At 65.1% G+C, this 23,703-nt stretch carries 17 protein-coding genes and 1 tRNA gene; 10 read left to right on the forward strand and 8 right to left on the reverse strand.

Annotated elements, in window-relative coordinates; translation table 11 throughout:
• Positions 1–91 precede the first annotated feature (91 nt).
• The 3 genes from ACFOPO_RS09600 to ACFOPO_RS09610 are packed head-to-tail and all read left to right on the forward strand — an operon-like array spanning position 92 to position 6,133.
• Positions 92–3,175: a type I restriction endonuclease subunit R gene (locus ACFOPO_RS09600; protein WP_386702981.1), complete on the forward strand. Its 3,084-nt coding sequence runs from the start codon at positions 92–94 to the stop codon at positions 3,173–3,175.
• Positions 3,176–3,188: 13 nt separating this feature from the next.
• Positions 3,189–4,823 (forward strand): class I SAM-dependent DNA methyltransferase, encoded by a 1,635-nt coding sequence (locus tag ACFOPO_RS09605; RefSeq protein ID WP_386702982.1) that lies wholly within the window; start codon positions 3,189–3,191, stop codon positions 4,821–4,823.
• Positions 4,820–6,133 (forward strand): restriction endonuclease subunit S, encoded by a 1,314-nt coding sequence (locus ACFOPO_RS09610; protein WP_386702983.1) that lies wholly within the window; start codon positions 4,820–4,822, stop codon positions 6,131–6,133. The genes ACFOPO_RS09605 and ACFOPO_RS09610 overlap by 4 nt, the downstream gene beginning before the upstream one ends.
• 233 nt (positions 6,134–6,366) lie before the next feature.
• Here ACFOPO_RS09610 and ACFOPO_RS09615 read toward each other — a convergent pair.
• Together ACFOPO_RS09615 and ACFOPO_RS09620 are read right to left on the reverse strand one after the other, a co-directional pair.
• Positions 6,367–6,442 (reverse strand) — tRNA-Ile (locus ACFOPO_RS09615).
• A gap of 39 nt (positions 6,443–6,481) precedes the next feature.
• A complete protein-coding gene (locus ACFOPO_RS09620; RefSeq protein WP_386702984.1) occupies positions 6,482–8,899 on the reverse strand; it encodes a GH92 family glycosyl hydrolase in 2,418 nt (805 codons plus the stop codon).
• Positions 8,900–9,061: 162 nt separating this feature from the next.
• Between ACFOPO_RS09620 and ACFOPO_RS09625 the strand changes: the two genes are divergently transcribed.
• From ACFOPO_RS09625 to ACFOPO_RS09645, 5 genes are all read left to right on the forward strand, one after another.
• Complete coding sequence (locus ACFOPO_RS09625) at positions 9,062–10,102, forward strand: LacI family DNA-binding transcriptional regulator (RefSeq protein WP_386702985.1); 1,041 nt, start codon at positions 9,062–9,064, stop codon at positions 10,100–10,102.
• On the forward strand, positions 10,099–11,106 hold the full coding sequence (locus tag ACFOPO_RS09630) for a carbohydrate kinase (protein ID WP_386702986.1): 1,008 nt from the start codon (positions 10,099–10,101) through the stop codon (positions 11,104–11,106). Before ACFOPO_RS09625 ends, ACFOPO_RS09630 begins: the two co-directional genes overlap by 4 nt.
• Positions 11,103–12,341, forward strand: coding sequence for an AGE family epimerase/isomerase (locus ACFOPO_RS09635; protein ID WP_386702987.1), 1,239 nt, complete (start codon positions 11,103–11,105; stop codon positions 12,339–12,341). Before ACFOPO_RS09630 ends, ACFOPO_RS09635 begins: the two co-directional genes overlap by 4 nt.
• Positions 12,341–13,726, forward strand: a complete 1,386-nt coding sequence (locus ACFOPO_RS09640) for a glycoside hydrolase family 47 protein (protein ID WP_386702988.1) — start codon at positions 12,341–12,343, stop codon at positions 13,724–13,726. Before ACFOPO_RS09635 ends, ACFOPO_RS09640 begins: the two co-directional genes overlap by 1 nt.
• A 77-nt stretch (positions 13,727–13,803) precedes the next feature.
• Positions 13,804–14,187: a SnoaL-like domain-containing protein gene (locus ACFOPO_RS09645; RefSeq protein WP_386702989.1), complete on the forward strand. Its 384-nt coding sequence runs from the start codon at positions 13,804–13,806 to the stop codon at positions 14,185–14,187.
• Here ACFOPO_RS09645 and ACFOPO_RS09650 read toward each other — a convergent pair.
• The 5 genes from ACFOPO_RS09650 to ACFOPO_RS09670 are packed head-to-tail and all read right to left on the reverse strand — an operon-like array spanning position 14,160 to position 20,290.
• Entirely contained in the window at positions 14,160–15,653 is a 1,494-nt protein-coding gene (locus ACFOPO_RS09650; protein ID WP_386702990.1) for a 2-dehydro-3-deoxy-6-phosphogalactonate aldolase, read from the reverse strand. The genes ACFOPO_RS09645 and ACFOPO_RS09650 overlap by 28 nt on opposite strands.
• Positions 15,650–16,585: a 2-dehydro-3-deoxygalactonokinase gene (locus tag ACFOPO_RS09655; RefSeq protein ID WP_386702991.1), complete on the reverse strand. Its 936-nt coding sequence runs from the start codon at positions 16,583–16,585 to the stop codon at positions 15,650–15,652. The genes ACFOPO_RS09650 and ACFOPO_RS09655 overlap by 4 nt, the downstream gene beginning before the upstream one ends.
• Positions 16,586–16,616: 31 nt before the next feature.
• Positions 16,617–17,357 carry an SDR family NAD(P)-dependent oxidoreductase gene (locus ACFOPO_RS09660; protein ID WP_386702992.1) on the reverse strand — a complete coding sequence of 247 codons (741 nt, stop codon included), beginning with the start codon at positions 17,355–17,357 and terminating at the stop codon, positions 16,617–16,619.
• Between the two features lie 26 nt (positions 17,358–17,383).
• The gene (locus tag ACFOPO_RS09665) at positions 17,384–20,035 is read right to left on the reverse strand and encodes a TonB-dependent receptor (RefSeq protein WP_386702993.1); all 2,652 of its coding nucleotides are present in this window, start codon (positions 20,033–20,035) and stop codon (positions 17,384–17,386) included.
• Positions 20,036–20,092: 57 nt separating this feature from the next.
• On the reverse strand, positions 20,093–20,290 hold the full coding sequence (locus ACFOPO_RS09670; RefSeq protein WP_386702994.1) for a hypothetical protein: 198 nt from the start codon (positions 20,288–20,290) through the stop codon (positions 20,093–20,095).
• Between the two features lie 64 nt (positions 20,291–20,354).
• Between ACFOPO_RS09670 and ACFOPO_RS09675 the strand changes: the two genes are divergently transcribed.
• A complete protein-coding gene (locus ACFOPO_RS09675; RefSeq protein WP_386702995.1) occupies positions 20,355–21,260 on the forward strand; it encodes a dihydrodipicolinate synthase family protein in 906 nt (301 codons plus the stop codon).
• On the forward strand, positions 21,257–22,426 hold the full coding sequence (locus tag ACFOPO_RS09680; RefSeq protein ID WP_386702996.1) for a mandelate racemase/muconate lactonizing enzyme family protein: 1,170 nt from the start codon (positions 21,257–21,259) through the stop codon (positions 22,424–22,426). Before ACFOPO_RS09675 ends, ACFOPO_RS09680 begins: the two co-directional genes overlap by 4 nt.
• On the opposite strand, the gene ACFOPO_RS09685 is transcribed toward ACFOPO_RS09680, so the two are convergent.
• Positions 22,405–23,694 carry an MFS transporter gene (locus tag ACFOPO_RS09685; RefSeq protein ID WP_386702997.1) on the reverse strand — a complete coding sequence of 430 codons (1,290 nt, stop codon included), beginning with the start codon at positions 23,692–23,694 and terminating at the stop codon, positions 22,405–22,407. The two genes, ACFOPO_RS09680 and ACFOPO_RS09685, sit on opposite strands and share 22 nt — an antisense overlap.
• Positions 23,695–23,703: the final 9 nt, after the last annotated feature.

The raw sequence follows: 23,703 nt of genomic DNA on the forward strand, positions 1-23,703 counted from the left end.
GCAGAACCACCTCTGTTCATATCGAGGACTGCCGCGAGTCGGTCACGACCTTTCCTGCCACCTTCCGCTCTGCCAGGCAGGAAAGCTCCAAGTGACCACGTTCAACGAGGACTCCCGCGTCAAGGTCCCGGCGATTCTGCACCTGGCCCGGCTTGGCTATACATACCTCTCCTTGAAGCAAGCGAAATGGGATACGCGCAACAACATCTTCCCCGAGCTTTTCGAGGAGGCCATCCTGCGCATCAATCCCGAGTTGCGTCACGAGGATGTTCCCGCCCTACTTGACGAGCTTCACCTGAAGCTCGCGGGCGACGATATTGGCCGCAGCTTCCATCAACGTCTGACCGCCCGCGCAGGCGTTCGCCTGATCGATCTCGAGAACCTCGACAACAACAGCTGGCACGTCGTTACCGAACTGACGTTCGAGAACGGTGAGGACAACTTTCGCCCCGACATCACCCTGCTCGTCAATGGCCTTCCAATCGCGTTTGTCGAAGTGAAGAAGCGCATGAACCCTGGCGGCGTGCTGGAAGAACGCAGTCGGATGAATCGTCGCCATGCCAATCTGAAGTTTCGGCACTTCTTCAATCTCGTCCAGCTGATGGCTTTCTCCAACAACATGGAGTACGACGGCGGGCAGTTCGAGCCGATCCAAGGCGCGTTCTACGCCGCCTCCACCTATGGCGAGGCGCACTTCAACTATTTTCGCGAGGAGCGCGCCAGCGAACTGGCCGATGAAATTGGCGCGCCGGACGGCGACGTCGAGAATTTCGTCCTCACCGACACCAACCTTGTCGCCATCAAGAACACGCTAGAGTTCGAGCGCAACAAGTCGGCGGACACTCCGACAAATTGCCTGCTAACCTCACTGTTCTGCCGACCGCGTCTAGCCTTCGCCCTGCGCTATGCCTTTGCCTGGCTGACAACCGAGCATGGCATCGAAAAGCACGTCATGCGCTATCCGCAGCTATTCGCGACCCGGGCCATCGCGGATCGCCTGGAAGCAGGTGCTCGCAGGGGCATCATCTGGCACACCCAGGGCAGCGGCAAGACCGCGCTTGCCTACTACAACGTGCGCTTTCTGACCGACTGGTTCCAGCAGCGCGGCGAAGTGGCGCGCTTCTACTTCATCGTCGACCGACTCGACCTGCTGAGGCAGGCGCGCGATGAGTTCCGCATGCGTGGGCTCAGTGTCAACGTCATCGAAAGCCGGGAAGCCTTCGCCCGCGACATCAAGAAGGCTGTGGCGGTGGACAACGACCGTGGCGAGCCGGAAATCACCGTAGTCAACATCCAGAAGTTCAAGGACGACCCAGAGATCACTGCTGCTGGGGACTATGCCCTGAATGTCCAGCGCGTGTACTTCCTCGACGAGGTCCATCGCAGCTACAACCCCAAGGGCAGCTTCCTCGCCAACCTCGAACAGTCCGACCGCAACGCCATCAAGATCGGCCTCACCGGCACGCCGCTGATCGGCGAGCAACTACAGTCCAAGGCCCTGTTCGGCGACTATTTCCACAAGTACTACTACAACGCCTCCATCGCCGACGGCTACACCCTTCGCCTGATCCGGGAGGAAATCGCCACCCGCTACAAGATGCAGCTGCAGCAGGCGCTGGCGGACATCAAAGTGCAGCAGGGTGGCATCGAGAAGAAGGCCCTGTACGCGCACCCGCGTTTTGCCGGCGCGATGCTGGACTACATCCTCGACGACTTCACGCAATCGCGCGTCACCTTTGGCGATGAAAGCATCGGCGGCATGGTGATCTGTGACAGCGCCGAGCAGGCGCGTGAGCTATATCGTCAGTTCCTGCAGCGGATGACGCCACCTGCGCCGGAGGCGGCCTCCGAACCGGCCAACGACGAGGAGTATCGGCAGAAGCGCGTGGCTGAGGCGCGACCAGGCTACGGGAAGCCACTCTACGCTGCGCTGATCCTGCACGACGAAGGCGACAAGAAATCCCGCGAGGACGAGGTTAAGGCATTCAAGCGGGGCGAGATCGATCTGTTGTTCGTCTACAACATGTTGCTCACCGGCTTTGACGCACCGCGGCTCAAGAAGCTTTATTTCGGCCGCGTCATCAAGGACCACAACCTGCTGCAGGCGCTGACCCGGGTCAACCGCCGCTACCGCAAGTTCCGCTACGGCTACGTCGTCGACTTCGCCGACATCCAGCACGAGTTCGACCAAGCCAACCGTGACTACTACGACGAGCTCACCGCCGAACTCGGCGACGAGATGCATCACTACAGCAGCCTGTTCAAGGCCGAGAGCGAGATCCGCACGGATATCGAGGCCATCCGGGAAGCGCTGTTCGACTATGCGCTGGATGACGCCGAACTATTCTCACAGCAGGTCGGCGTCATTGAGGACCGCGACAAGTTGCTCGCCATCGTCAAGGCGCTTGGACTGGCGCGCGAACTGCACAACCTGATCCGCCTTGGTGGCCATGCAGAACTCGCCGAGTTGCTGGATTTCCACAAGCTGCGCGTTCTGCACATTGAAGCACAGAACGCGCTGGCCGCGCTCAACCTCAAGCAGCAACTTGACGACGCTCACGACACCTCCACCTTGCTCAACCAAGCGCTGGAGGACGTGATCTTCAAGTTCGAGAAGATCGGCGAAGCCGAACTGAAGCTGGCCGACGAGCTGAAGGATATCCTGCGCCGTACACGCGAGGCGCTCGCTTCAACGCAAGATCCGCGAGATCCGGCATGGATCGTGCTCAAGGAAGAACTGGAACGCCTCTTCAAAGCCAAGAAGCTGAGCGAAGTGAGCCAGCATGAAATGCTGACCAACATTACCGCACTGCGCGGGATCGAACAGCGCACGCGGGAGCTGAACAATTCCAACGCCAACTTAGCCGCCCGCTACGACGGTGACACGAAGCTGATGCGCGTGCATAAGCGGCTGTTCGAGTCGCGCCGAATTGGCGACAGCCAGACTCGGTTGCACGCTGCACTGAGCGGCATCAAGCACGACGTGGACGACGCCGTGCTCGGCAACCGCGAGCTGCTGGGCAATCCGGCCTTCTTCGAGCGTAGCGTTATGCCGATGGTAGTGCGCCACTTCCGCGACAGCCCCCCCGAGCCGGATGCCGACACCCGCCGCCTGATCCAGCAGTTGCTGGTCGGCGAATACCTCAACGAATCCCAGGGCCACCTGCCCTTCTGAGCGTCATTAGTCCATGAAGCACACAAGCTATCAGCAACAGACCCGCGATCTGATTGACGGCCTCAAGGCGGTCTGCGCGAGCAACGGCCTCGGAAACGATGGCAACGAGTACAAGATCATTGTCCAGACCTTCCTGTACAAACTGCTGTGCGACAAGTTCGCGCACGAGATGAAGAACCTGGATTCGAAGCTCACCGACGCCGCCGACTGGATCTCCGCCTGGAAGAAGCTGCCCAAGGGCAAGCAGCGGGATCTGGAAGACGGACTGTCGGCGGAAACGCCGCGCCTGACCGCCGAGCAGCTGATTCCCAGTCTGTTTAACCGCCAGGGCGAGCCCGGTTTCGCCAAGCTGTTCGACGACACCTTGATCGCCATCGCCGCCGCTAACAGTGACATCTTCGCGGTGAAGACGGACGACGGCGAGAAAGTGCCACTGTTCGATCGCCTCAGTGAGTACGTCACCGGCAGCGCCGACAAGCGAGACCAATTCTGCCGCGCGATGTTCAACAAGTTGGTCGGGGTTAGCTTCGAGCGCCTGTTCGAGCAAAAGTACGATTTCTACGCTGCCCTGTTCGAGTACCTGATCAAGGACTACAACAAGGACAACGGCGGCAAGTACGCCGAGTACTACACTCCACACGCGGTGGCCACCATCATGGCCGATATCCTGGTGCCTCAGGATCAGCGTGGAAAGGTGAAGAACGTCACCTGCTATGACCCGGCTAGCGGCTCCGGCACGCTGCTGATGTCGTTGGCCCATGCCGTCGGCGAGAGACGATGCAGCATCTGGTCACAGGACATCTCGCAGAAATCGTCCAGCCTGCTGCGCCTGAACCTGGTGCTGAACAGGTTGGTGCACTCCATTCCCAATATCACTCAGGGCAACACCATCCTGCACCCGGTACACAAAGATGGGAAGGCGCTGAAGACGTTCGACTATATCGTTTCCAATCCGCCGTTCAAGATGGATTTCAGCGATTTCCGCGACGATCTTGACAGCGACGCCAACGCCACTCGCTTCTTCGCCGGCATCCCCAAGGTGCCGAGCAAGGCAAAGGACAAGATGGCGATCTACTTGCTGTTCATCCAGCACATTATTGCCAGCCTCAAACCGGGGGGGAAAGCCGCAATCGTCGTACCCACCGGTTTCATTACCGCCGCTAGCGGCATAGAGCTTCGCATCCGCCAGAAGCTGGTGGATGAGAGAATGATCGCCGGTGTCGTGTCGATGCCAAGCAATATCTTTGCCACCACCGGTACGAACGTCTCCATCCTGTTCCTAGATCGGGAAGCGCACGACAGCGTGGTACTGATTGATGCATCAGCACTGGGAGAGAAAGTCAAGGAAGGCAAGAGCCAGAAGACTCTACTCAGCCGCCCCGAGGAACAGCGGATCGTCGATACATTCAATGCCCGCGAGACAGTTGAGGACTTTTCCGCGGTAGTGGATTACGCGGCGATTGCCGCTAAGAGCTACTCGCTGAGCGCCGGTCAGTATTTCGATGTGAAGATCGCATATGAGGCCATCACGCCGAAACAGTTCGCAAGGAAGATTGAGGGTTTCCAGTCGAGACTCGATGCCATGTTCGCGGAGTCGTCGAGGCTGGAGAAAAAGATCAAGACGGTACTGGCGGGGCTTAGTTCATGACCACCAGTAATGCAGTCACCAGGCGAACGTTTGACGGTGATTCGACCGAGTTGCATACGCTGTGCGTGGCGATTTCCGACTGCCATCACTCCACGCCAAATTGGACGAATGAAGGGTGGATTGTTGTTCGAAGCGAGAACATCAAGAACGGCAAGATCTCGCTTAACAGCACTTCATTTACAGACGAAGCGACGTTTCGTGAGCGAATTTCGCGCAGCAAACCGGAGCCTGGCGATCTCATCATCACGCGCGAAGCGCCCATGGGTGAGATCGGGATGATTCCCGAGGGGGTGACCTGCTGCCTGGGGCAACGGCTCGTACTGATTAAGCCGGACGCGACAAAGGTGGACAAGCACTACCTTCTGTATGCGATGCAATCAGAGTTCGTGCAAAAGCAAGTAGGCGCGAGTGATGATACGGGATCAACCGTTAGCAACTTGCGGATTCCGCTGCTTAGGAAGCTGGCAATTCCGTTGCTTGGCGACAAGAGCGCGCAGAAGAGAATCTCAGGCGTGCTGGCGTCGCTCGACGCAAAGATTGACCTCAACAATCGCGTCAGCTCCGAGCTGGATGCGCTTTCCAGGACGCTCTACGACTACTGGTTTGTGCAATTCGACTTCCCAGATGCGAAGGGCCGCCCCTATCGATCCAGCGGCGGCAGTATGGTCTGGAACGACGCGCTAAAGCGGGAAATTCCCGAAGGGTGGACGGCGCGCACTCTCGATGAAGTGGTATCTCGCACCGGTACGGGTCTAAACCCGCGCGATAACTTTGTACTCGGCAAGGGAAGCAATTACTACGTAACCATAAAGAACGTCACAAACGGGCGTGTCATCCTTGATGACAAATGCGATCGGATTGATGACGCGTCAATGGCAGTCATTGATCGCCGATCCCAGTTGCAAGCGGGGGATGTACTTTTCACGAGCATCGAACCCGTAGGCGTCACCTACCTGATCCATGAGAAACCTACCAACTGGAACATCAACGAATCCGTATTCACGATTCGGCCAAACATGAATGCCATTTCATCGGAATACCTGTTGATGTTGCTTTCTTCTTCAGAAATGAGAGCGTTTACTAAGAACTCGTCTGCGGGGAGTATTCACAAGGGCATTCGACACGCCGTCCTGAAATCCTTCAAGCTTCCTTACCCGGGCAAGAAGCTTGTGGACGATTGGTCCACCGTTTTGAGACCGTTGCTGCGGAAGGCGAATGACCTAGATGTGGAGAACCGCACGCTTACCCAGCTTCGTGATTGGCTCCTCCCCCTTTTGATGAACGGCCAAGTCCACGCCCATGACAGGTAACGCGCATCCGAGAGCCGCGAGATAGATACCAGAGCCCTAGGAGCGTGTGCCGCACCAGGCTCGGGGCCGTCACACTGGCGAAGCGCGCTGACTTGGGCTGTCCTCCAGTCCCTCCACCCCTGCGCTAGCCTCAATGGGCTTCTATTCGAATCAGCAAGCCGGTACAGCTTGCCTTTCAGCTTGAACGCACAGAGCTTTGGTGTCCGTCTGCTTGTGAGTAGGCGGCAGCTATCTGGTGGGCCCACCAGGATTCGAACCTGGAACCAAGGGATTATGAGTCCCCTGCTCTAACCGTTGAGCTATAGGCCCGTGGGCCGCGCATCTTACCAGCCCACGCTTTCAGGCGGCTCACCGGTCGGACGAGCCCACCGCAGCCTCAGCGCCCAGACCCGACATCGAATACGGCCGCTCCGCCGCCCCCGTCGCCCACTTCTTATCCGCCCCCGCCTGCATCGTGAAGTGCAGCTCCCCACCCGCCATGATCTCCTCATGCCGGATGAAAGCCCGCTCCAGCGGCTTGCCATTGAGCATCGCCCGGCCGATATACGGATGCGCCGCATCAAGCCCTTCGGCCACCACGGTGAAGCGCTTGCCATTGGGCAGGTTGAGGCTCGCGCGCGGCAGGAACGGCCGGCCGATGATGTACTCGTTGCTGCCCGGCGCCACCGGGTAGAACCCCAGCGCGGTGAACACATACCAGGCCGACATCTGCCCCAGGTCGTCATTGCCCGCCAGCCCATCCGGCCGCGCCGCGTACTGCGTCGCCATGATCTGCCCCAGGCGTTCCTGGGTGCGCCAAGGCTGGCCGGCATACGCATACAGGTACGCGACGTGGTGGCTGGGTTCGTTGCCGTGCGCGTACCAGCCGATCAGGCCGGTGATGTCTTCCATGTGCTCGAAGATCTTCGGGTCGACCTTGGCGTCAAACACCGCATCCAGGCGCGCGACCAGCTTGTCCTCGCCGCCGTGCGCGGCGGCCAGGCCGGCGACGTCCTGCGGGACGTACCACGAGTACTGCCAGGCGTTGCCTTCGGTGTAGTCGCTGCCGTAGCCGCTGGCAGTGGCGTCGAAGGGTTCGCGGAAACTGCCGTCGCGCTTGCGTGCGCGCATGAAGCCGGTCTTGTCGTCGAAGGCGTGGCGCCAGTTGGCGGCGCGCTTGCTGAACTGGTTCGCGACGTCCTTGTTGCCCATCGACTCGGCCATGCGCGCGATGGTCCAGTCGTCGAAGGCGTACTCGAGCGTCTTCGAGGCGGCTTCGCCTTCCTCGTCGATCGGCACGTAACCCAGCTGCATGTACTGGGCGATGCCGTCGTAGGGGCCGTAGCTGGCGCTGTCGACCATGGCCTTGAGCGCCTTGTCGGTGTCGTAGCCACGGATGCCCTTCATGTAGGCATCGGCGATCACCGGCACGGCGTGGTAGCCGATCATGCACCACGTCTCCTGGCCGTGGAACGCCCACACCGGTAGCACGCCGTACGGGCTGTGTTCGTGCGAAGCCAGCAGCGAGTTGATGAAGTCGTTGTTGCGTTGCTCGGGCTGCACCAGCGTCAGCAGCGGATGCAGCGCGCGGTAGGTGTCCCACAGCGAGAACGTCGAGTAGTTGGTGAAGCCCTTGGCCTGGTGGACGGCATTGTCGGGGCCGCGGTAACGGCCGTCGCTGTCCATGAAGAGGCTGGGGCCCATCAGCGTGTGGTACAGCGCGGTGTAGAAGCTGCGGCGTTGGGCTTCGGGGGCGTCGACATCTACCGCGCCGAGCGCCTGCATCCACTGCGCTTTCGCGGCGTTGCGCACGCCGTCGAAATCGAAGCCCGGCACTTCGGCGTCGAGGTTGGCGATCGCGCTGTCCTCGCTCACCGGCGAGATCGCGACCTTCACCACCATCGACTTGCCAGCGGCGCCGTCGAAGTCGAACGCGCCGACCAGCTGGCGGCCTTCGATCTGCGCACGCTGGCGCGGGTCCTTCTCACCCGGCGGCGGGAAGCCCTTGTAGGGAACGTCCTGCTCGGTGTCGTTGAACTGGTGGCCACTGACCGGCTGCGAGAAGCGCATGGCGAAGTACAGCTGCCGGCCCGGCGCCCAGCCGCGGGTTTCGCGAAAGCCAGTGACGGTGCCGTCCGCGCGCAGACGCATGCGCGACCACTGCACCTTGCCCGGGTAGTCGTACATGCTGGTGCGAAGGTCGACCAGCACGTGTGCCGGCTTGCCCTTCGGGAACTGATAGCGGTGCACGCCAACGCGCGGGCTGGCGGTGAGTTCGGCGCGGATGCCGTAGTCCTGCAACGTCACGGCGTAGTAACCGGGCTGTGCGATCTCGCCGTCGTGGCTGAAGCGCGACATGTAGCCGCTGCCGGGCTTGGCGACGTCGCCGCGCTCAAGCTTCACCTCGCCGGCGATCGGCATCACCAGCACATCGCCAAGATCAGAGTGGCCGGTGCCGGAGAAGTGCGTGTGCGAGAAGCCGGTGATCGTGGTGTCGTCGTAACGGTAGCCGGCGGCCCAGCCGTAGCCTTCCTTGCGCGACTTGATCTGGGTGTCCGGGCTGAGCTGGACCATGCCGAACGGCACCACCGCGCCCGGGAAGGTGTGGCCTTCGCCGCCGGTGCCGATGAAGGGGTCGACCGAGGCATAGGCGCGGGCGGCGGCCGCATCGGGCTTGGGAGCGGCGACGACCATGCCGGCCATCGCCCAGGTGCACAGCGCCGACAGCAGGATCAGGCGGCGAACTGGTGCAGGTGATGGGGGGGTCTGGCGGGCAAGGCGGGGCATGGTCGCTCCTGGATTTGGATCGTTCTAAACCGCGGCAACCTAGCACGCGACCGGCGCCAAGTTCATGTTGCGGTGCAGAATGCGCTACCCCGGCCCCGGGGTCAGGATGTGCATAATTTAGAACGATCCAAATTCCTGCCCGATGCCCTACGGACTCCCGCGATGACCCCACCCGTGCGTGCCCGCGCCCGGGTGACCCTGGCCGACATCGCCAGTGCCTGCGACCTGTCGCGGGCGACGATCTCGCTGGTCCTGCGCGGTAGCCCGCTGGTCAACGCCGAGACGCGGGCGCGGGTGGAGGCCGAGCTCAAGCGCCAGCGCTACGTCTATCACCGCGGCGCCGCCAACCTGCGCCGCAACGTGTCCTCGACCGTAGCGCTGGTGATCAACGACCTGTCCAACCCGTTCTTCGCCGAGTTCGCGGCGGGTGTCGACGAGGCGCTCGGTGCGGCCGGCTACGTCACGCTGCTCGGCAGCACCGGCGAATCGGCCGAACGCCAGCAGACGGTGCTGGCCTCCCTGCTCGAGCACGACCCGGCCGGCATCATCCTCTCGCCCGCCGAGGGCAGCGACGGTGCGCGACTGCGCGGCTTGCTCGGCGTGCACACGCCTACGCTGGTGTTCAACCGCGAACTCGGCACCGATTGGGATTTCCTCTCGCTCGACAACGTGCGCGGTGCGCGCATGGCGACGGAACACCTGTTGGCGCAGGGCCACCGCCGCATCGCCTTCTTCGGCGGGCACCAGGATTCCAGCTCGTGCCACCAGCGTCGCGAGGGCTATCGCGATGCGCTTATCGCCGCCGGCATCACGCCCGAGCCGCAGTGGCTGGTGGAATGCGCGCCGACGCGTCTTGAGGCGGCACGCCAGACCGGCGCGTTGTTCGTGCGCGATCCCGCGCCGACCGCGGCGGTCTGCTACAACGACGCGGTCGCGCTCGGCCTGATGGCCGGCCTGGCCACCCGCGGCCGTCGCGCCGGGCAGGACTTCGCCCTCACCGGTTTCGACGACATCCCCGAAGCCGCCGTCAGCGCGCCGCCGCTGACCACCATCGCCGTCGACCCGCGTGCACGCGGTCGCCAGGCGGCCGAACTCATCCTGCAGCGCTTGCGCGACCCGTCGGCGACGGTCGCCACCGTGGTCGCACCCGTGCAGTTGCAGGTCCGCGCCAGCAGCACCACCACGGCGGAGGCCACGCCATGAGCACCACACAAGGCCGCACCGCGATCGCGTGCTTCGGCGAAGCGCTGATCGATTTCCTCGCGGTGCCGGCAGTTGCCGGGCAGCCGCGCCAGTTCGCCGAGTACGCCGGCGGCGCGCCCGCCAACGTTGCCGCAGCCGTGGCAAAGCTCGGCGGCAACGCGCGCTTCGTCGGCATGCTCGGCGCCGACATGTTCGGCGAGTTCCTGATGTCGCAGCTGCGCGCGATGGGCGTGGACACGCGCTTCACCGTGCACACGTCGGCGGCGCGCACGGCGCTGGCGTTCGTGTCGCTCGATGCCGATGGCGAACGCAGCTTCAGCTTCTACCGCCCGCCGGCCGCCGACCTGCTGTTCCGCGAGGAGCACTTCGACCCGGCCTGCTTCGACGACGCCGCCGTGCTGCACGTCTGCTCCAACAGCCTCACCGAGGACGACATCGCCGCCACCACGGTCGCCGGCATGCGCCTGGCGCGCGAGGCCGGCGCGATGGTAAGCATGGACCTCAACCTGCGCCCGTCGCTGTGGCCGGAAGGCATCGACCCGGCACCGCGCCTGTGGGACGCCCTCGCCGAGGCAGACCTGGTGAAGCTGTGCCGCAGCGAGGCCGACTTCCTGATCCGCCGCGCCGGAGACGAGAAGGCGATGCTGCGCCGCCTGTGGCAGGGCCACGCCAAGTGCGTGCTCATCACTGACGGCGGCCAGCCGGTGCGCTGGTTCACGCGCGATGCCGAGGGCGTGGCGCCCACGTTCGCCGTCACCGTGATCGACACCACGGCGGCCGGCGATGCATTCGTTGGCGCGCTGCTGCATCGGCTGGTCGAACGCGGCGCCGGCGTCGACTCGCTGGTGACGCTGCTCGACGACCGCGTCGCGCTCACCGATGCACTCCGCCATGCCGCTGCTGGCGGCGCGCTGGCGACCACACGACATGGTGCCTTCGCCGCCATGCCCGGCCGCGACGACCTCGATCAACTGCTGCGCCCCATTTCACGGACGGACCCATGAGCCGCATCCCCCCTGCCCTCCCCGACTTCCGCAGCCAGGACTTCCTGCGCGCGCACATCGCCGACACGATGGCGTTCTACCACCCGCGTGCGATCGATCCGAAGGGCGGCTTCTTCCATTACTTCCGCGACGACGGCAGCGTCTACGACGCGTCGCATCGGCACCTGGTGAGCAGCACGCGCTTCGTCTTCAACTACGCGATGGCCGCGCGCGAGTTTGGCGATGCCGGCTACCTGGACGTGGCGCGCCATGGCCTGCGCTACCTGCGCGAGGTCCATCGCGACGCGCGCAGCGGCGGCTACGCCTGGACCATTCGCGACGGCGTCGCCGAGGACCGCACCAACCATTGCTACGGCGTCGCCTTCGTGCTGCTCGCGTACTCCACCGCATTCAAGGCCGGCATCAGCGAGGCCGCGCCGTGGATGGACGAGACCTGGGACCTGCTGGAGGCACGCTTCTGGGAGCCCGCGCACGGTCTTTACCGCGACGAGGCCGACGCCGACTGGAACTTCTCCGGCTACCGCGGCCAGAACGCCAACATGCACATGTGCGAAGCGATGCTCGCGGCGTTCGAGGCCAGCGGCCAGTCGCGCTACCTCGAGCGCGCACTGATGCTGGCCGACCACATGACCCGTCGCCAGGCCGCGCACGCGGGTGGCCTGGTCTGGGAGCACTACGACCGCGATTGGAACATCGACTGGGACTACCACCGCGATGATCCCAAGCACCTGTTCCGCCCGTGGGGATTCCAGCCGGGTCACCAGACCGAGTGGAGCAAGCTGCTGCTGGTTCTTGATAGCCACCTTCGCGAGCGCGGCGTTGTCGTTGCGTGGCTGAGCGAGCGCGCGGCGCATCTGTTCGACACCGCGGTCAACGCCTCCTGGGACACGCGCCAGGGCGGTCTGTTCTACGGCTTCTCGCCCGAAGCCGGCTACCCGGTCTGCGACCACGACAAGTATTTCTGGGTGCAGGCCGAGTCGCTGGCTGCGGCCGCGCGCCTGGCGCAGGCCACTGGCGACGAGCGCTACTGGGACTGGTACCAGCGCCTGTGGGAATACGCGTGGCGCTTCTTCATCGACCACGACCACGGCGCCTGGTACCGCATCCTCGATCGCAACAACCGCAAGTACAGCGACGAGAAGAGCCCGGCCGGCAAGACCGACTACCACACCATGGGCGCGTGCTACGACGTCCTGCACCTTTTGCGCGCGCATGCGCCGGAGCCTGTTGCCTGATGAATCTTCGTCCTTTGCTTTTGAGCGTTCTGTTGCTCCCCACGGTCGGCGTCGCGGCAACTCCCTCCCTGAAGAAACCCGCGACGCCGCCCGTACTTACCCAGGAACAGGCTGCGCAGAGCGCCGAGCGCGTCAAGGCCGAGTTCCTGCACGCCTGGCGCGGCTACCGCCAGTACGCCTGGGGCCATGACGGCCTCAAGCCGCTGAGCAATGCGCCGCACGACTGGTACGGCCAGTCGCTGCTGATGACGCCGGTCGACGCGCTCGACACGATGATCCTGATGGGCCTGGACGACGAAGCCCGCGATGCGCGCGAACTGATCGCCACGCAGCTGTCGTTCGATCGCGACATCGACGTCAAGCACTTCGAGATCACGATCCGCCTGCTCGGCGGTTTGCTGTCGGGCTACCAGCTCAGCGGCGACGAGCGCCTGCTCAAGCTGGCCGAAAACCTCGGCAAGCGCATGCTGCCGGCGTTCGATTCACCGACCGGCCTGCCCTACGTCTACGTCAACCTGCGCACCGGCAAGGCCCACGGCAACGACAGCAATCCCGCCGAGGCCGGCACGCTGCTGCTCGAGTACGGCACGCTCAGCAAACTCACCGGCAACCCGGTGTTCTACCAGAAGGCCAAGCGTGCGCTGGTCGCCACGTACGAGCGCCGCTCGAAGATCGGCCTGGTCGGCGAGCGCTTCGATGTCGAGAGCGGCAAGTGGACGCAGACTCGCAGCCACGTCGGCGCCCGCATCGACTCGTACTACGAGTACCTGTGGAAGTGCTGGAAGCTGTTCGGCGACCGCGACTGCCTGGCGATGTGGAAGACCAGCATCGCCGCGGCCAACCGCTATTACCCGGAAGAGGTCAACGGCGCGATGTGGGTCGGCCACGTCGACATGAACACCGGCAAGCGCACCGGCAGCCTGTACGGCGCGCTCGACGCGTTCTACCCGGGCCTGCTGGCGTACTCGGGTGACGTCGACCGCGCGCGCCGCCTGCAGGCATCGTCGTTCGCGATGTGGCGCGTGCACGGCATCGAGCCGGAGCAGTACGACTACCGCAAGGGCGAGGTCACGCATGCCGGTTACCCGCTGCGGCCGGAGATCATCGAATCGTCGTGGTACCTGCACCGCCTGACCGGCGACAAGCAGTACCAGGCGATGGGCCAGGAGATGTTCGAGGACTTCGTCCGCTACACGCGCACCGACTCCGGCTTCGCCACGCTCAAGAGCGTGGTGACCAAGGAGAAGGAGGACGACATGGAGAGCTTCGTGCTGGCGGAGACGTTCAAGTATTTCTACCTGCTGTTCGCGCCGGCGCAGACGCTGGACCCGGGCAAGGTGGTGCTGAACACCGAGGCGCATCCGCTGCGAAAGACCTGGAAGTAGCCGCCCTCACGTTGCTGACACAACGCTGACAGTGGCCGGGCGTAGTCTTTCGTCTCCTTCCCCCCCGGAGACGAACGATGAATACCGAACAGGTGGCCGCAAGGCTGGTCGAGTTGTGCAGGGCTGGCAAGTTCGCAGAGGCCCAACAAGAGCTTTATGCCGACGACGCGGTGAGCCTCGAGCCGGAGGGCTCCCCGCAGGGCGCAGGTGGCAACGTCAAGGGACTGGCGGCGATCCAGAAGAAGAGCCAGCAGTTCCACGAAAGCGTGGAAGCATTCCACGGCGTTACCTGCACCGATCCCGTCGTTGCCGGGGGATGGTTCAGCCTCGTCATGGGCGTGGATGCGACCTACAAGGGCGCAGGTCGCATCGCCATGAGTGAGGTCTGCGTGTACCAGGTGCGCGACGGCAAGGTCGTGCACGAGCAGTTCTTCTACGATGTCGAGGCGCCCGCGGCTTGATGCGCCCGCACCCTGAAGAGCCCGCCCGACCCGGATGAGGCAGCCAGCGTTTCGTCGCTGAGCCGGGCACGCGCCGTGGTGACGTACAACGCACCATCGGCGCCGATGCACACGCTACCGACATGCGGCGCCGGCACACGAACACGCTGGACGCACGCTCCGTTGGGAGCGATCCGCACGACTTCGCCTGCGCCCCACATCGCCACCCAGAAGCTGCCGTCGGGCGTGATCGCCATGCCGTCAGGCTTGCCGGGCAGGCCGAGGAAGTCGGTGACGATCACGGGCTCGTCGAGAACCCCGGACACAACATCGACCGGGTAAGCGAGCAGCGTGCGGGCGAGCGTGTCGACCACGAACAGCGTGCGCTCGTCTTCCGAGAACGCCATGCCGTTGGCAACGCCGAGATCGTCGGCGACCTTGCGCACCGGCGCATCCGGCGATGCGGCATGGAACACGCCGCCGCGTCCGGCCAGCACACCACGGTGCATGCTGCTGGCCCACAGGCCGCCGCGACTGTCGACGATCAGGTCATTGAGCCGGCAGCCGGCCCCGGTGTCGATCACCGGTCCGCGCGAGAGCACCGCGCCGCTGGACGCATCGATCCGCAAAAACGCGTCTTCACCATTGCCCACCAGAGCGCCGTCGGGCAGCACGCCCAGCGACCACACCGGCTCGGGCATCGAGGCCTGCGACCACTCGCCATTCGCCGGCGTGCACACGAGCAGCCGACGGCCGACCGGATCCACCCATGCGATCCGCTCGCCCAGCACCGCCGGGCCTTCCCCAACCGTGGCTTGCGGATTGCAGACCAGTGTCACCTGCGGTGCCGTGGTTCGTGCGACTGCCGCCACCCATTCGCGCGCACGCGCGCCCACGGCGTCGGCGCTGCGACCAGGCTTGTACAGATCCGAACCGGTGCCGAACGCGACCGCACCGGCCGCGACCAGCGACGGCACCGCTTCCGGCGTGACGCCACCGACAGCAATCAGTTGCGCGCCCGCGGGCATCACCGCCTTGATCGCGGAAAGCGTGGCGGCATTGGCCGGGAACGCCTTGAGATGGCGAGCGCCCGCGGCGATGGCCGCGAACGCCTCGCTCGCGGTGGCGAAGCCTGGCAGCGGCAGCATGCCGTGCGCCAGGCTCGCGCGGATCACGGCGGCATCGGTGTTTGGCGCGACGCAGAACTGGCAGCCGGTATCGACCAATCGTTCGACATCGGCCACGGTCAGCACCGTGCCGGCGCCTATGGCCATGCGATCACCGAAGTGCTTGCGCAGCACGCCGATGGTGGTGAAAGGATCCGGCGAGTTCAGCGGGACCTCCGCCAGCGTCACGCCGGCCTCCAGCAAGGCACTCACCACCGCGATCGACTCCTGCGTGGAGATCCCTCGCAGGATCGCGATGATCGGCGAGCGCCGCAGGCGTTCGTCGAACTGCGCAGTGAACGCCGCGAGGTCAGTCTTCATGCCGGCGATCCAAGGTGCAACAGGTGCATCGCCGCAAAACCCTCCGCGCTTGCCTCGCGCGAGTCCACGGCGTGGCTGTCGATGCCGAGATGGCTCAGCGCGGCTGCGTACAAGGCGCAGACCGGCGCGGAACCGACGAGCGGAATGCTGGCGTCTGCAAGCTCGGGGAACAGCGCGCGCGCATCGGCGATCTCCGAACCGATCAGCAGGCCGCGCAGATAGGAGGCGCCTTCACTGCGCTTGATGTCACCGCGAATCACCGCGGCACGCGCGCCGAACAGCAAGGTCCCCAGGCCCGTGTCGCGACGCACGCCGGCATGCACGCCGTCGAAGAACGCCGGGCTGGCGTGGGCCGGTCCGTCGACGATCGATGCCAGCAGCCCGGCGGCGGTGAGCCGGTCGAAGATCTCGCCCGACATCGCCGTCGAGAATTCGCGCACGCGGCCACCGTCCATCCGCACCCACTTGGTGTGCGTGCCGGGCAGCGCGACGATGCCCGACTGCGGCAGGCGCCGCGAAACGAGCAGGCCGAACAGTTCGGTTTCCTCGCCGCGCATGATGTCGGAGGCGTTGTCGTGGGTGCGGCGGCAGGCCAAGCCGGGCACGATCCGCACCTCGACCTCGCCGATGCGCGTCTCGCGCAGTCCCTGTGCCAGGCCGCCGGGTGCGACCGGGCATTCGACATAACCGGCGTCGATCCAGCCGATGTTCGAACCGATCATGCCGCAGGCATAGACATGGGAAACGCCGGGCCAGCGCACGGCCACGCTGGCCATGTGTCGGATCATCCCGTCGCGGTCGAGGCCGGCGATGCCGGCCGGCGCCTCCATCGCGTCCACCACCCGTGCGTCGGGATCGATCAGATAGGCGCGGAAATTCGAGCTACCCCAGTTGATGCCGACGATGCAGCCTTGCGTGTGCTTTTGATTCATCTGTTTCTTGGCGTGGGTGGGGTGGCGATGCTCAGCGCCTGGTCACGCCGGCACCGCCGTCAACGGGGAAGACGCCGCCGGTGATCCAGCCGCTGCGATCGCTGGCGAGGAACCACGCCAGCTCGGCAATGTCCTGCGGCGTGCCGAGGCGTCCGAGTGGATGGCGCTGGATGTTGCGTTCGCGCGCCTGCGCCGGATCGGGCTCACGGTCGAACGAAGACTGCAGCATCGCGGTATCTATGGAGGCCGGCGCGATGGCGTTGACGCGGATCTGCCACGGTGCCAGTTCCAGCGCCGCGGTTCGTGCCAGTTCCTCCAGCGCCGCCTTGGAACTGGCATAGGCGGCGAGCGTGGGCGTGGCGAAGCGGGCATTGATCGAAGTCAGCAGCACGATGGAACCGCCGCCGCGTTCGCGCATGCGCACGGCGCAGTGCCGCATCAGGCGCGCGGCGGCGATGACGTTGACCGCGTAGGTGTCGGCGAACACTTCGTCGGCCGAGTCCATCAGCGTGCCGGGCGGACAGATCGCGGCGCAGTGGATCAGCACCTCGGCCGGCCCAAGCGCCGCCTCCAGTTCGGCCACGGCCGCGTCGATCGCTGGGGCCGAGCGCAGGTCGGCGACGGCCGAGGCGTCGGCCGCCGGTGCGCGATGCAGGTCCAGCGCCGCGACGCGTGCCCCGTCCTCCTGCAATCGGCGGGTGACGGCTGCGCCGATCCCGCCGGCGGCCCCGGTCACCAGGGCCACCCGACCCGCCATGCTGCCTTCGCTCATTCCGCGATTCTCCGCCTGCCGGTGCCTCAGAAGCGGAAGGTCACCGTCGCCTTGTAACCGCGACCGAACACCACGTTGGTGCGCAGGCCCTCGTCATACCCATCGAAGGTCTTCTGCTGGCTGTCGAGCAGGTTGATGCCGTCGAGCTGGAAGGTGATGCGGTCGTTGAGGTCGTAGCTTACCGTGGCCGACAGGTCCGAGTAGGTGTCGTTGTAGATGCCGGTGGCCGCCGCCGACAGCGCGACCAGGTACTCGTCGCGCCAGTTGTAGGCAAGGCGTGCACTGAACGGTCCCTGCTCGTAGTAGCCGATCAGGTTGGCGTTGTTCTTCGACAGACCCGGGAAGGCCATCTCGTTGCCGTTGATGTCGGTGATCGGGGTCTTGGAGTCGATGTAGGTGTAGGTGGCGACGATGCCGAAGCCGCCGGCGATCGGCACCTGCGCCAGCAGCTCCAGGCCCTGGATGGTGGCGCTGTCGCCGTTGACCTTGCGGTTGATCAGGAAGTTGACGCCGCCGTAGGTTTCCGCGCTCTGGCGCTGGACGATGAACGTCGACACGTCCTTGTAGAACAGGCCGGCCGAGAGCATGCCCTCGTCGCTGTAGTACCACTCCAGCGACAGGTCGTACTGGTCGGCCTCGAACGGATCCAGGCCCGGTGCACCCCCGGTGCCGGTGCCGGGAGTGATCTGCACGCCGTTGTCGAACACCGCGTTGTTGTTGAGCGAGACGCCGTTGTTGAGGTCTTCGGTGTTCGGGAACGCGACCACGCGGGCCGCACCGCCACGCAGCACCAGGCTGTCATTGATGTCGAGCTTGGCGATGCCCGAGGGCAGCCAGTAGTCGTCATTGCGGCTGAACACCGTCGGCTGCGGCGAGCCGTTGGGATTGATCAGGTTGCCGGTGGAGTCCATGTCGCGACCGACGTAGCGCAGGCCGACGTTGCCCGCCAGCTGCATTTCACCGACAGCGGTATTGAGGTCGAGCTTGGCGTAGGCCTCGGTGAAGTCCTCGGCGATGTTGAACGTGCCGGCGTAGGCCAGCGTGTTGTTGGTTCCGTCCAGGCACTGCGGGTTCTGCGAGATCGACGGGAACGCAGTGAACGCCGCGCAACCGGTGAAGGCGTTGCGCGTGGCGGCCAGGAAGCTGCGCGGCAGGCCGGCGAACTCGCCGTCCATGAAGTCGTTGTTGCTGTGGACTTCGAGGAAGTCGCCGAGCTGGTTGGCGGGAATGCCGCCGGCTGGACGGATGTCGGCGCGCGACGGGTTCTGGGTGGTGTCGAGCGAGCTGTAACGGGCACCAAAGTTGAGTGCGCGGATCGCCGAATCGTCGAAGTCCCAGGTCCAGTCGGTGCGCGCCGCGGTGGTGTCGGTCTCGGCGCGATAGCGGTTGTCGAACAGGATCGACAGGCGCAGTTGGTTGGGATCGGTGAGGTCGACGCCGCGGACGTTGAAGCTGCCGAAATCGCCATTGGTCAGGTCGAAGTCGACCAGCGAGGTGCGGCCGACGACCGGCTGCAGGCGCATGTAGTTCTGGTGGTACTCGGCACTGGAGCTGCCGTAGGACACTTCCGCCGAACCACCCAGGTGGCCCTCGCCGCGGAACGTCGCGCGCAGTGCGCTCGACCAGACCTCGGCGTCGATGTCGGCGATCTCGGTGTTGACCAGCACCGGGCCGGCCGAGGTGCCCTTGATCAGAATGTCGTGCGGCGAGTACACCGCGTTCGACAGTGCGGCGCTGGGGTTGAAGGCGATCCAGTAGCGGTCGCGCTCGGCGTCCTGCTTGGAATAGAAGGTGTCGGCGGTCAGCTCGACGCCATCGGTCGGGCGCCACTGCAGCACCGCGCTGATGCCGTACTTCTCGCGATCGTCGTTGATGTCCTGCGCGCGCATGTCGGTGCTGCCGAAGCGCGTGCGCGCCGGCGTCACCGTGGTGTCGTTGAAGCGGGCGTAGCCGGAGAACGTGTCCAGGCCCTGCTGGACCACGTCGTACTTGCTGTAGGTCGCCGAGAGCAGGCCACCGAAGGTGTTGTCGCTGTTGCGACCCGACAGCAGCGTGAACAGTCCGCCGCCGCCGTTGCCACCGAGTTCGTCGTAGCCGGCTTCGGCCGTGACCACGTTCTGCGACGCGTCGCCGGCCAGCGGCTTGCGCGTCTCGATGTCGATGATGCCACCCAGTGCACCGGCGATCTGGTCGGAACCGGCCAGCTTGGTGACTGACAGGCGCGAGATGAGTTCCGACGGCACCAGCGTCAGCAGGCCGTAGGTCGAGGTGTTGAGCTGGTCCAGGCCGTTGCCGCCACGTCCGGTCGCATCGACGATCTGGCGGCCGTTGTAGAGGATCACGTTCTCGCGCAGGCCGCGCACCAGGATGTCGCTGCCCTCGCCCATGCCGCGCTCGAGCTGGACGCCGGCGACGCGGCCCAGCGATTCGGCGACGTTGGTGTCGGGCAGCTTGCCGATGTCGTCGGCGACGATCGCGTCGACGATCTGGGTCGAGTCGCGCTTGATGTCCTTGGCCGCTTCCAGGCTGCCGCGGATGCCGACGACCGTGACCTGGTCGAGCGTGCGCGGTTCGTCGCTGGCGCTGGTGGTGCTTTGGGGAGCCGGGGTCGCCGCTTCGGTTGCGGCGGTGGTGGTCTGCGCGGCTGCGGCCATGGATGCCAACAGCGCGGGTGTCATCAGTGTGGACAGAATCGTTCGACGAAGCTTGCGCATGAACCGGGCCTCCCCCCGAAGTCATTGCTGGGTCTGTTGCGATACGAACTGCTTGCGTTGTGTGGCTAATATAGCAATATATGTTCTGCGCAAAGCAAGGGTTTTTTCAGATAAATCGTTGCTGCAGCGCAATAAATGCCAGATTTCAATCGGTTGGCCTGTTGCCGTGGTAGCAACGTCCAGCCACACCACGCAGGCGTTACGAAACGGGGAAGCCATGAGCGAATCCACAGGGAAGGCAACGACGGGCGCAGCTGCACTTGCAGGTGCCGGACTTACAGGCGTGTTCCCGATCCTTCCGACCATCTTTGAAGACAGCGGTGCAATCGACTACGCCGGCACCCGTGCCGTTCTCGAGTACATCCTCGCCGCGGGCGCCGACGGAATCGTGTTCCCCGGCCTGGCCAGCGAGTACGACATGCTCAGCAGCGACGAGCGCCTGCAGATGACCGCGCGCCTGGGCGAATGGATCGCAGGACGCGTGCCGCTGGTGATCGGCGCCAGCAGCCCGGATCCGGAACTTGCGATGCAGTTCGCGCGCGCAGGCGCCGATGCCGGCGCGGTCGCCTCGATGGTGCTCACGCCGCACCGCCACGCCAAGGATCCGCAGGCGATGGCCGATTACTTCTCGGCGATCCATGCCGCCAGCGGCATTCCGGTGATGCTGCAGAACGCTCCCGCGCCGATGGGCGTGGGGCTGGCCGTCGACGAAGTCGCCTGGCTCGCCGAACAGGTGCCGGGCATCCGCTACGTCAAGGAAGAGACGCAACCGTCGGGCCAGCGCATCACCCAGCTGAGCGAACGTGCGGGCGACGCCCTCGACGCCGTGTTCGGCGGTGCCGGCGCGCGCTACGTGATCGACGAGCTCGTGCGCGGGGCCAAGGGTACGATGCCGGCTTGCGAAGTCACCGAGGTCCACGTGGCCATGCTCAAGCGTTTCGCCGAGGGCGACATCGAAGGCGCGCGCGACCTGTTCGAACGCAGCCTGCCGCTGCTCAGCGTGCAGGCGGTATTCCGCTGGCGCCTGACCAAGGCGGTGCTCAAGCGCCGCGGCATCATCGGCAGCGATCACGTGCGTGCACCGGGTCCGGCACTGGATGCGTTCGACCAGCGTGAAGTCGACGCGCTGCTTGCACGCATCTCCGACCTGATCCCGCTCGACCGCGTGCCGGGAGCAGCATCGGCATGAGCAAGGTCCACCGCGTCGAAACCTTCATCGTCACCGTGCCGCGCGACACGCCCTACCTGGGCCCGCTCGGCCCCGGCGAGCGCGTCAATGAGCGTGGCTATGTCGTGCGCAAGGGCAACGGCACGATCTATCCCTCCGTCGACCGGTCGGTCGTCGTGCGGATCACCACCGAGGATGGTGCAGTCGGCTGGGGTGAAACCTATGGCATCTGCGCGCCACGGGCGGTGTGCGAGATCGTCAACGACCTGCTCGCGCCGGAACTGATCGGCCGCGAGCCGGAAGACGTGGAGCAGATCTGGGACGACCTGTACGGTCTGATGCGCGTGCGCGGCAGCTTCGGCGGCTTCTATGTCGACGCCATCGCCGCGCTCGATATCGCCCTGTGGGATCTTCGCGCACGCGCCCTGGGCAGTCCGCTCTGGCGGTTGCTCGGCGAACGCCAGCGCGAACAGGTGCCCGGCTACCTGTCGGGCCTGCCTGCCGCGACCGTCGCCGGCCGCGTGCAGATGGCGCGCGAGTTCCAGCAGCAGGGCCACGATGCGTTCAAGATCCACGCCGTGGTCAGCAGCGAAGGGATCGTCGAAGAGACCGCCGCGCTGCGCGCGGCGCTGGGCGACGAAGCCGAACTGATGGTCGACCTGCACTGGAAGTTCGACGCCGACCAGGCCCTCGCACTGATCGACCAGCTGGCGCCGTACCGCCTGCAGTTCATCGAGGCGCCGGTGAAACCGGAGGATGTCAGTGGCCTGGCGCGTGTCGCGCGCGAAGGCGCGATCGCCGTCGCCGCCGGTGAGGAATGGCACACCGAGTACGAGGCACGGCTGCGACTGGATGCCAACGCGGTGCGCTACATCCAGCCTGAGATGGGCCACACCGGCATCACCCAGTTCCTGCGCATCTCACGACTGGCGCAGGCGGCCGGCGTGGAGATCGCACCGCACGCGACCATCGGCACGGGCATCTTCCTCGCGGCCAGCCTGCACGCATCAACGGTGGTCAGCGGCCTGTGGCGCCACGAATGGCAGCACTCGGTGTTCGCCCGCTCGCTGGAACTGCTCGACACCGACATGAACTACGCCGATCGCCATTACCACCTGCCGAGCGGACCCGGCCTGGGCGTGACACCGGGCCAGCGCTTCTGGAATTACGCCGAAGGCGTCGCCTGAACGGCATTGCCATCGAGTGACTGGATCAGGCGCGAATGCCGCGCCTGACGCACGGCCAGCCACGCCAGCAGCATCGCGATGGGATGCAGCATCGCCATCAGCACGAAGGTGCGGTCGAACTGGTGCCCGGCGACGAGCTTGCCCACTACCTGCGTTGACAGCATCCCGCCCAGGCCACTGCCGGCACCGATGAAACCGAATACGGTGGCGATGTAGCGGCTCGGGTACAGATCCACCACCAGCGTGCTGATGTTGATCTGGAACACCAGGTGGGCAAATGCCACCAGCGAGGCGATCGCGAACAGGATGGTCAGCGGCGGATGGAACGCGGCGATCAAGCCCAACGGCGCCAGAATCGCCGCGCCGGTCATCGCCACCAGGCGACTGCGCACCGGCGTCATCCCACGCTTGATCAGGCCACTGGAAATCGCACCGCCGCCGATGCTGCCGACGTCGGCTGCCAGGTACACCAGCCATGCCAGCGACGCGACCGCCACCAGTGTCATGCCGCGCTGGTCGTTGAGGTACTTGGGGAACCAGAACAGATAGAAGTACCAGACCGGATCGGCCACCGCGCGCGACAGCACCAGCAGCCACATCGTGCGGTCGCGCAACAGGTTGCGCCACAGCGAGCCCTCGCTCTTGATCGGCGCCGCATCGGCGCTTGCCGGTACCGCCGCGGCCGTCTCGCCGCGCGGCTTCGACGGAAAGATCCACCACCACGCGATGATCCAGAGCAGGCCGACCGCACCGGTGGTGATGAACGCCCAGCGCCAGCCGAACACCACCGCGATGCCGCCGATCAATGGCGGCGCGATCGTTGCCCCGACCATCGCGCCGGCGGTGTAGATGCCCAGCGCCAGGCCGCGCTCCTGCGGCGGGAAATGCTCGGAGACGACCTTCGAACCAACCGTGTAGTTGCCCGGCTCGCCGAGACCGAGCGCGAAACGGGCCGCGCCGAGTTCGCCGGCGGTGCGCACCAGTCCGGTGAACAGGTTGGCGATCGACCACCAGCCGACGAACAGCGCCAGCGCCACCTTCGACCCGAGCCAGTCGGTGATGCGCCCGGCCAGCAGGTAGGCGATGGTGTAGGCGAAAAGGAACAGCTGCACCACTCGCGCATAGGCAGGATCGTCCATGCCCAGGTCGCGCTGGATGGTCGTCGCCAGGATCGACAGCGCCTGGCGGTCGAGATAGTTGATTACGGTGGAAACAAACAGCAGGGCGAGCAGTGCCCAGCGGACGCGGGCCGATCCTTTCCAGTTCACGAAGTTACC

Origin of the sequence: Lysobacter sp. GCM10012299, assembly GCF_042649405.1 — a bacterium.
Lineage (GTDB): Bacteria > Pseudomonadota > Gammaproteobacteria > Xanthomonadales > Xanthomonadaceae > Lysobacter_J.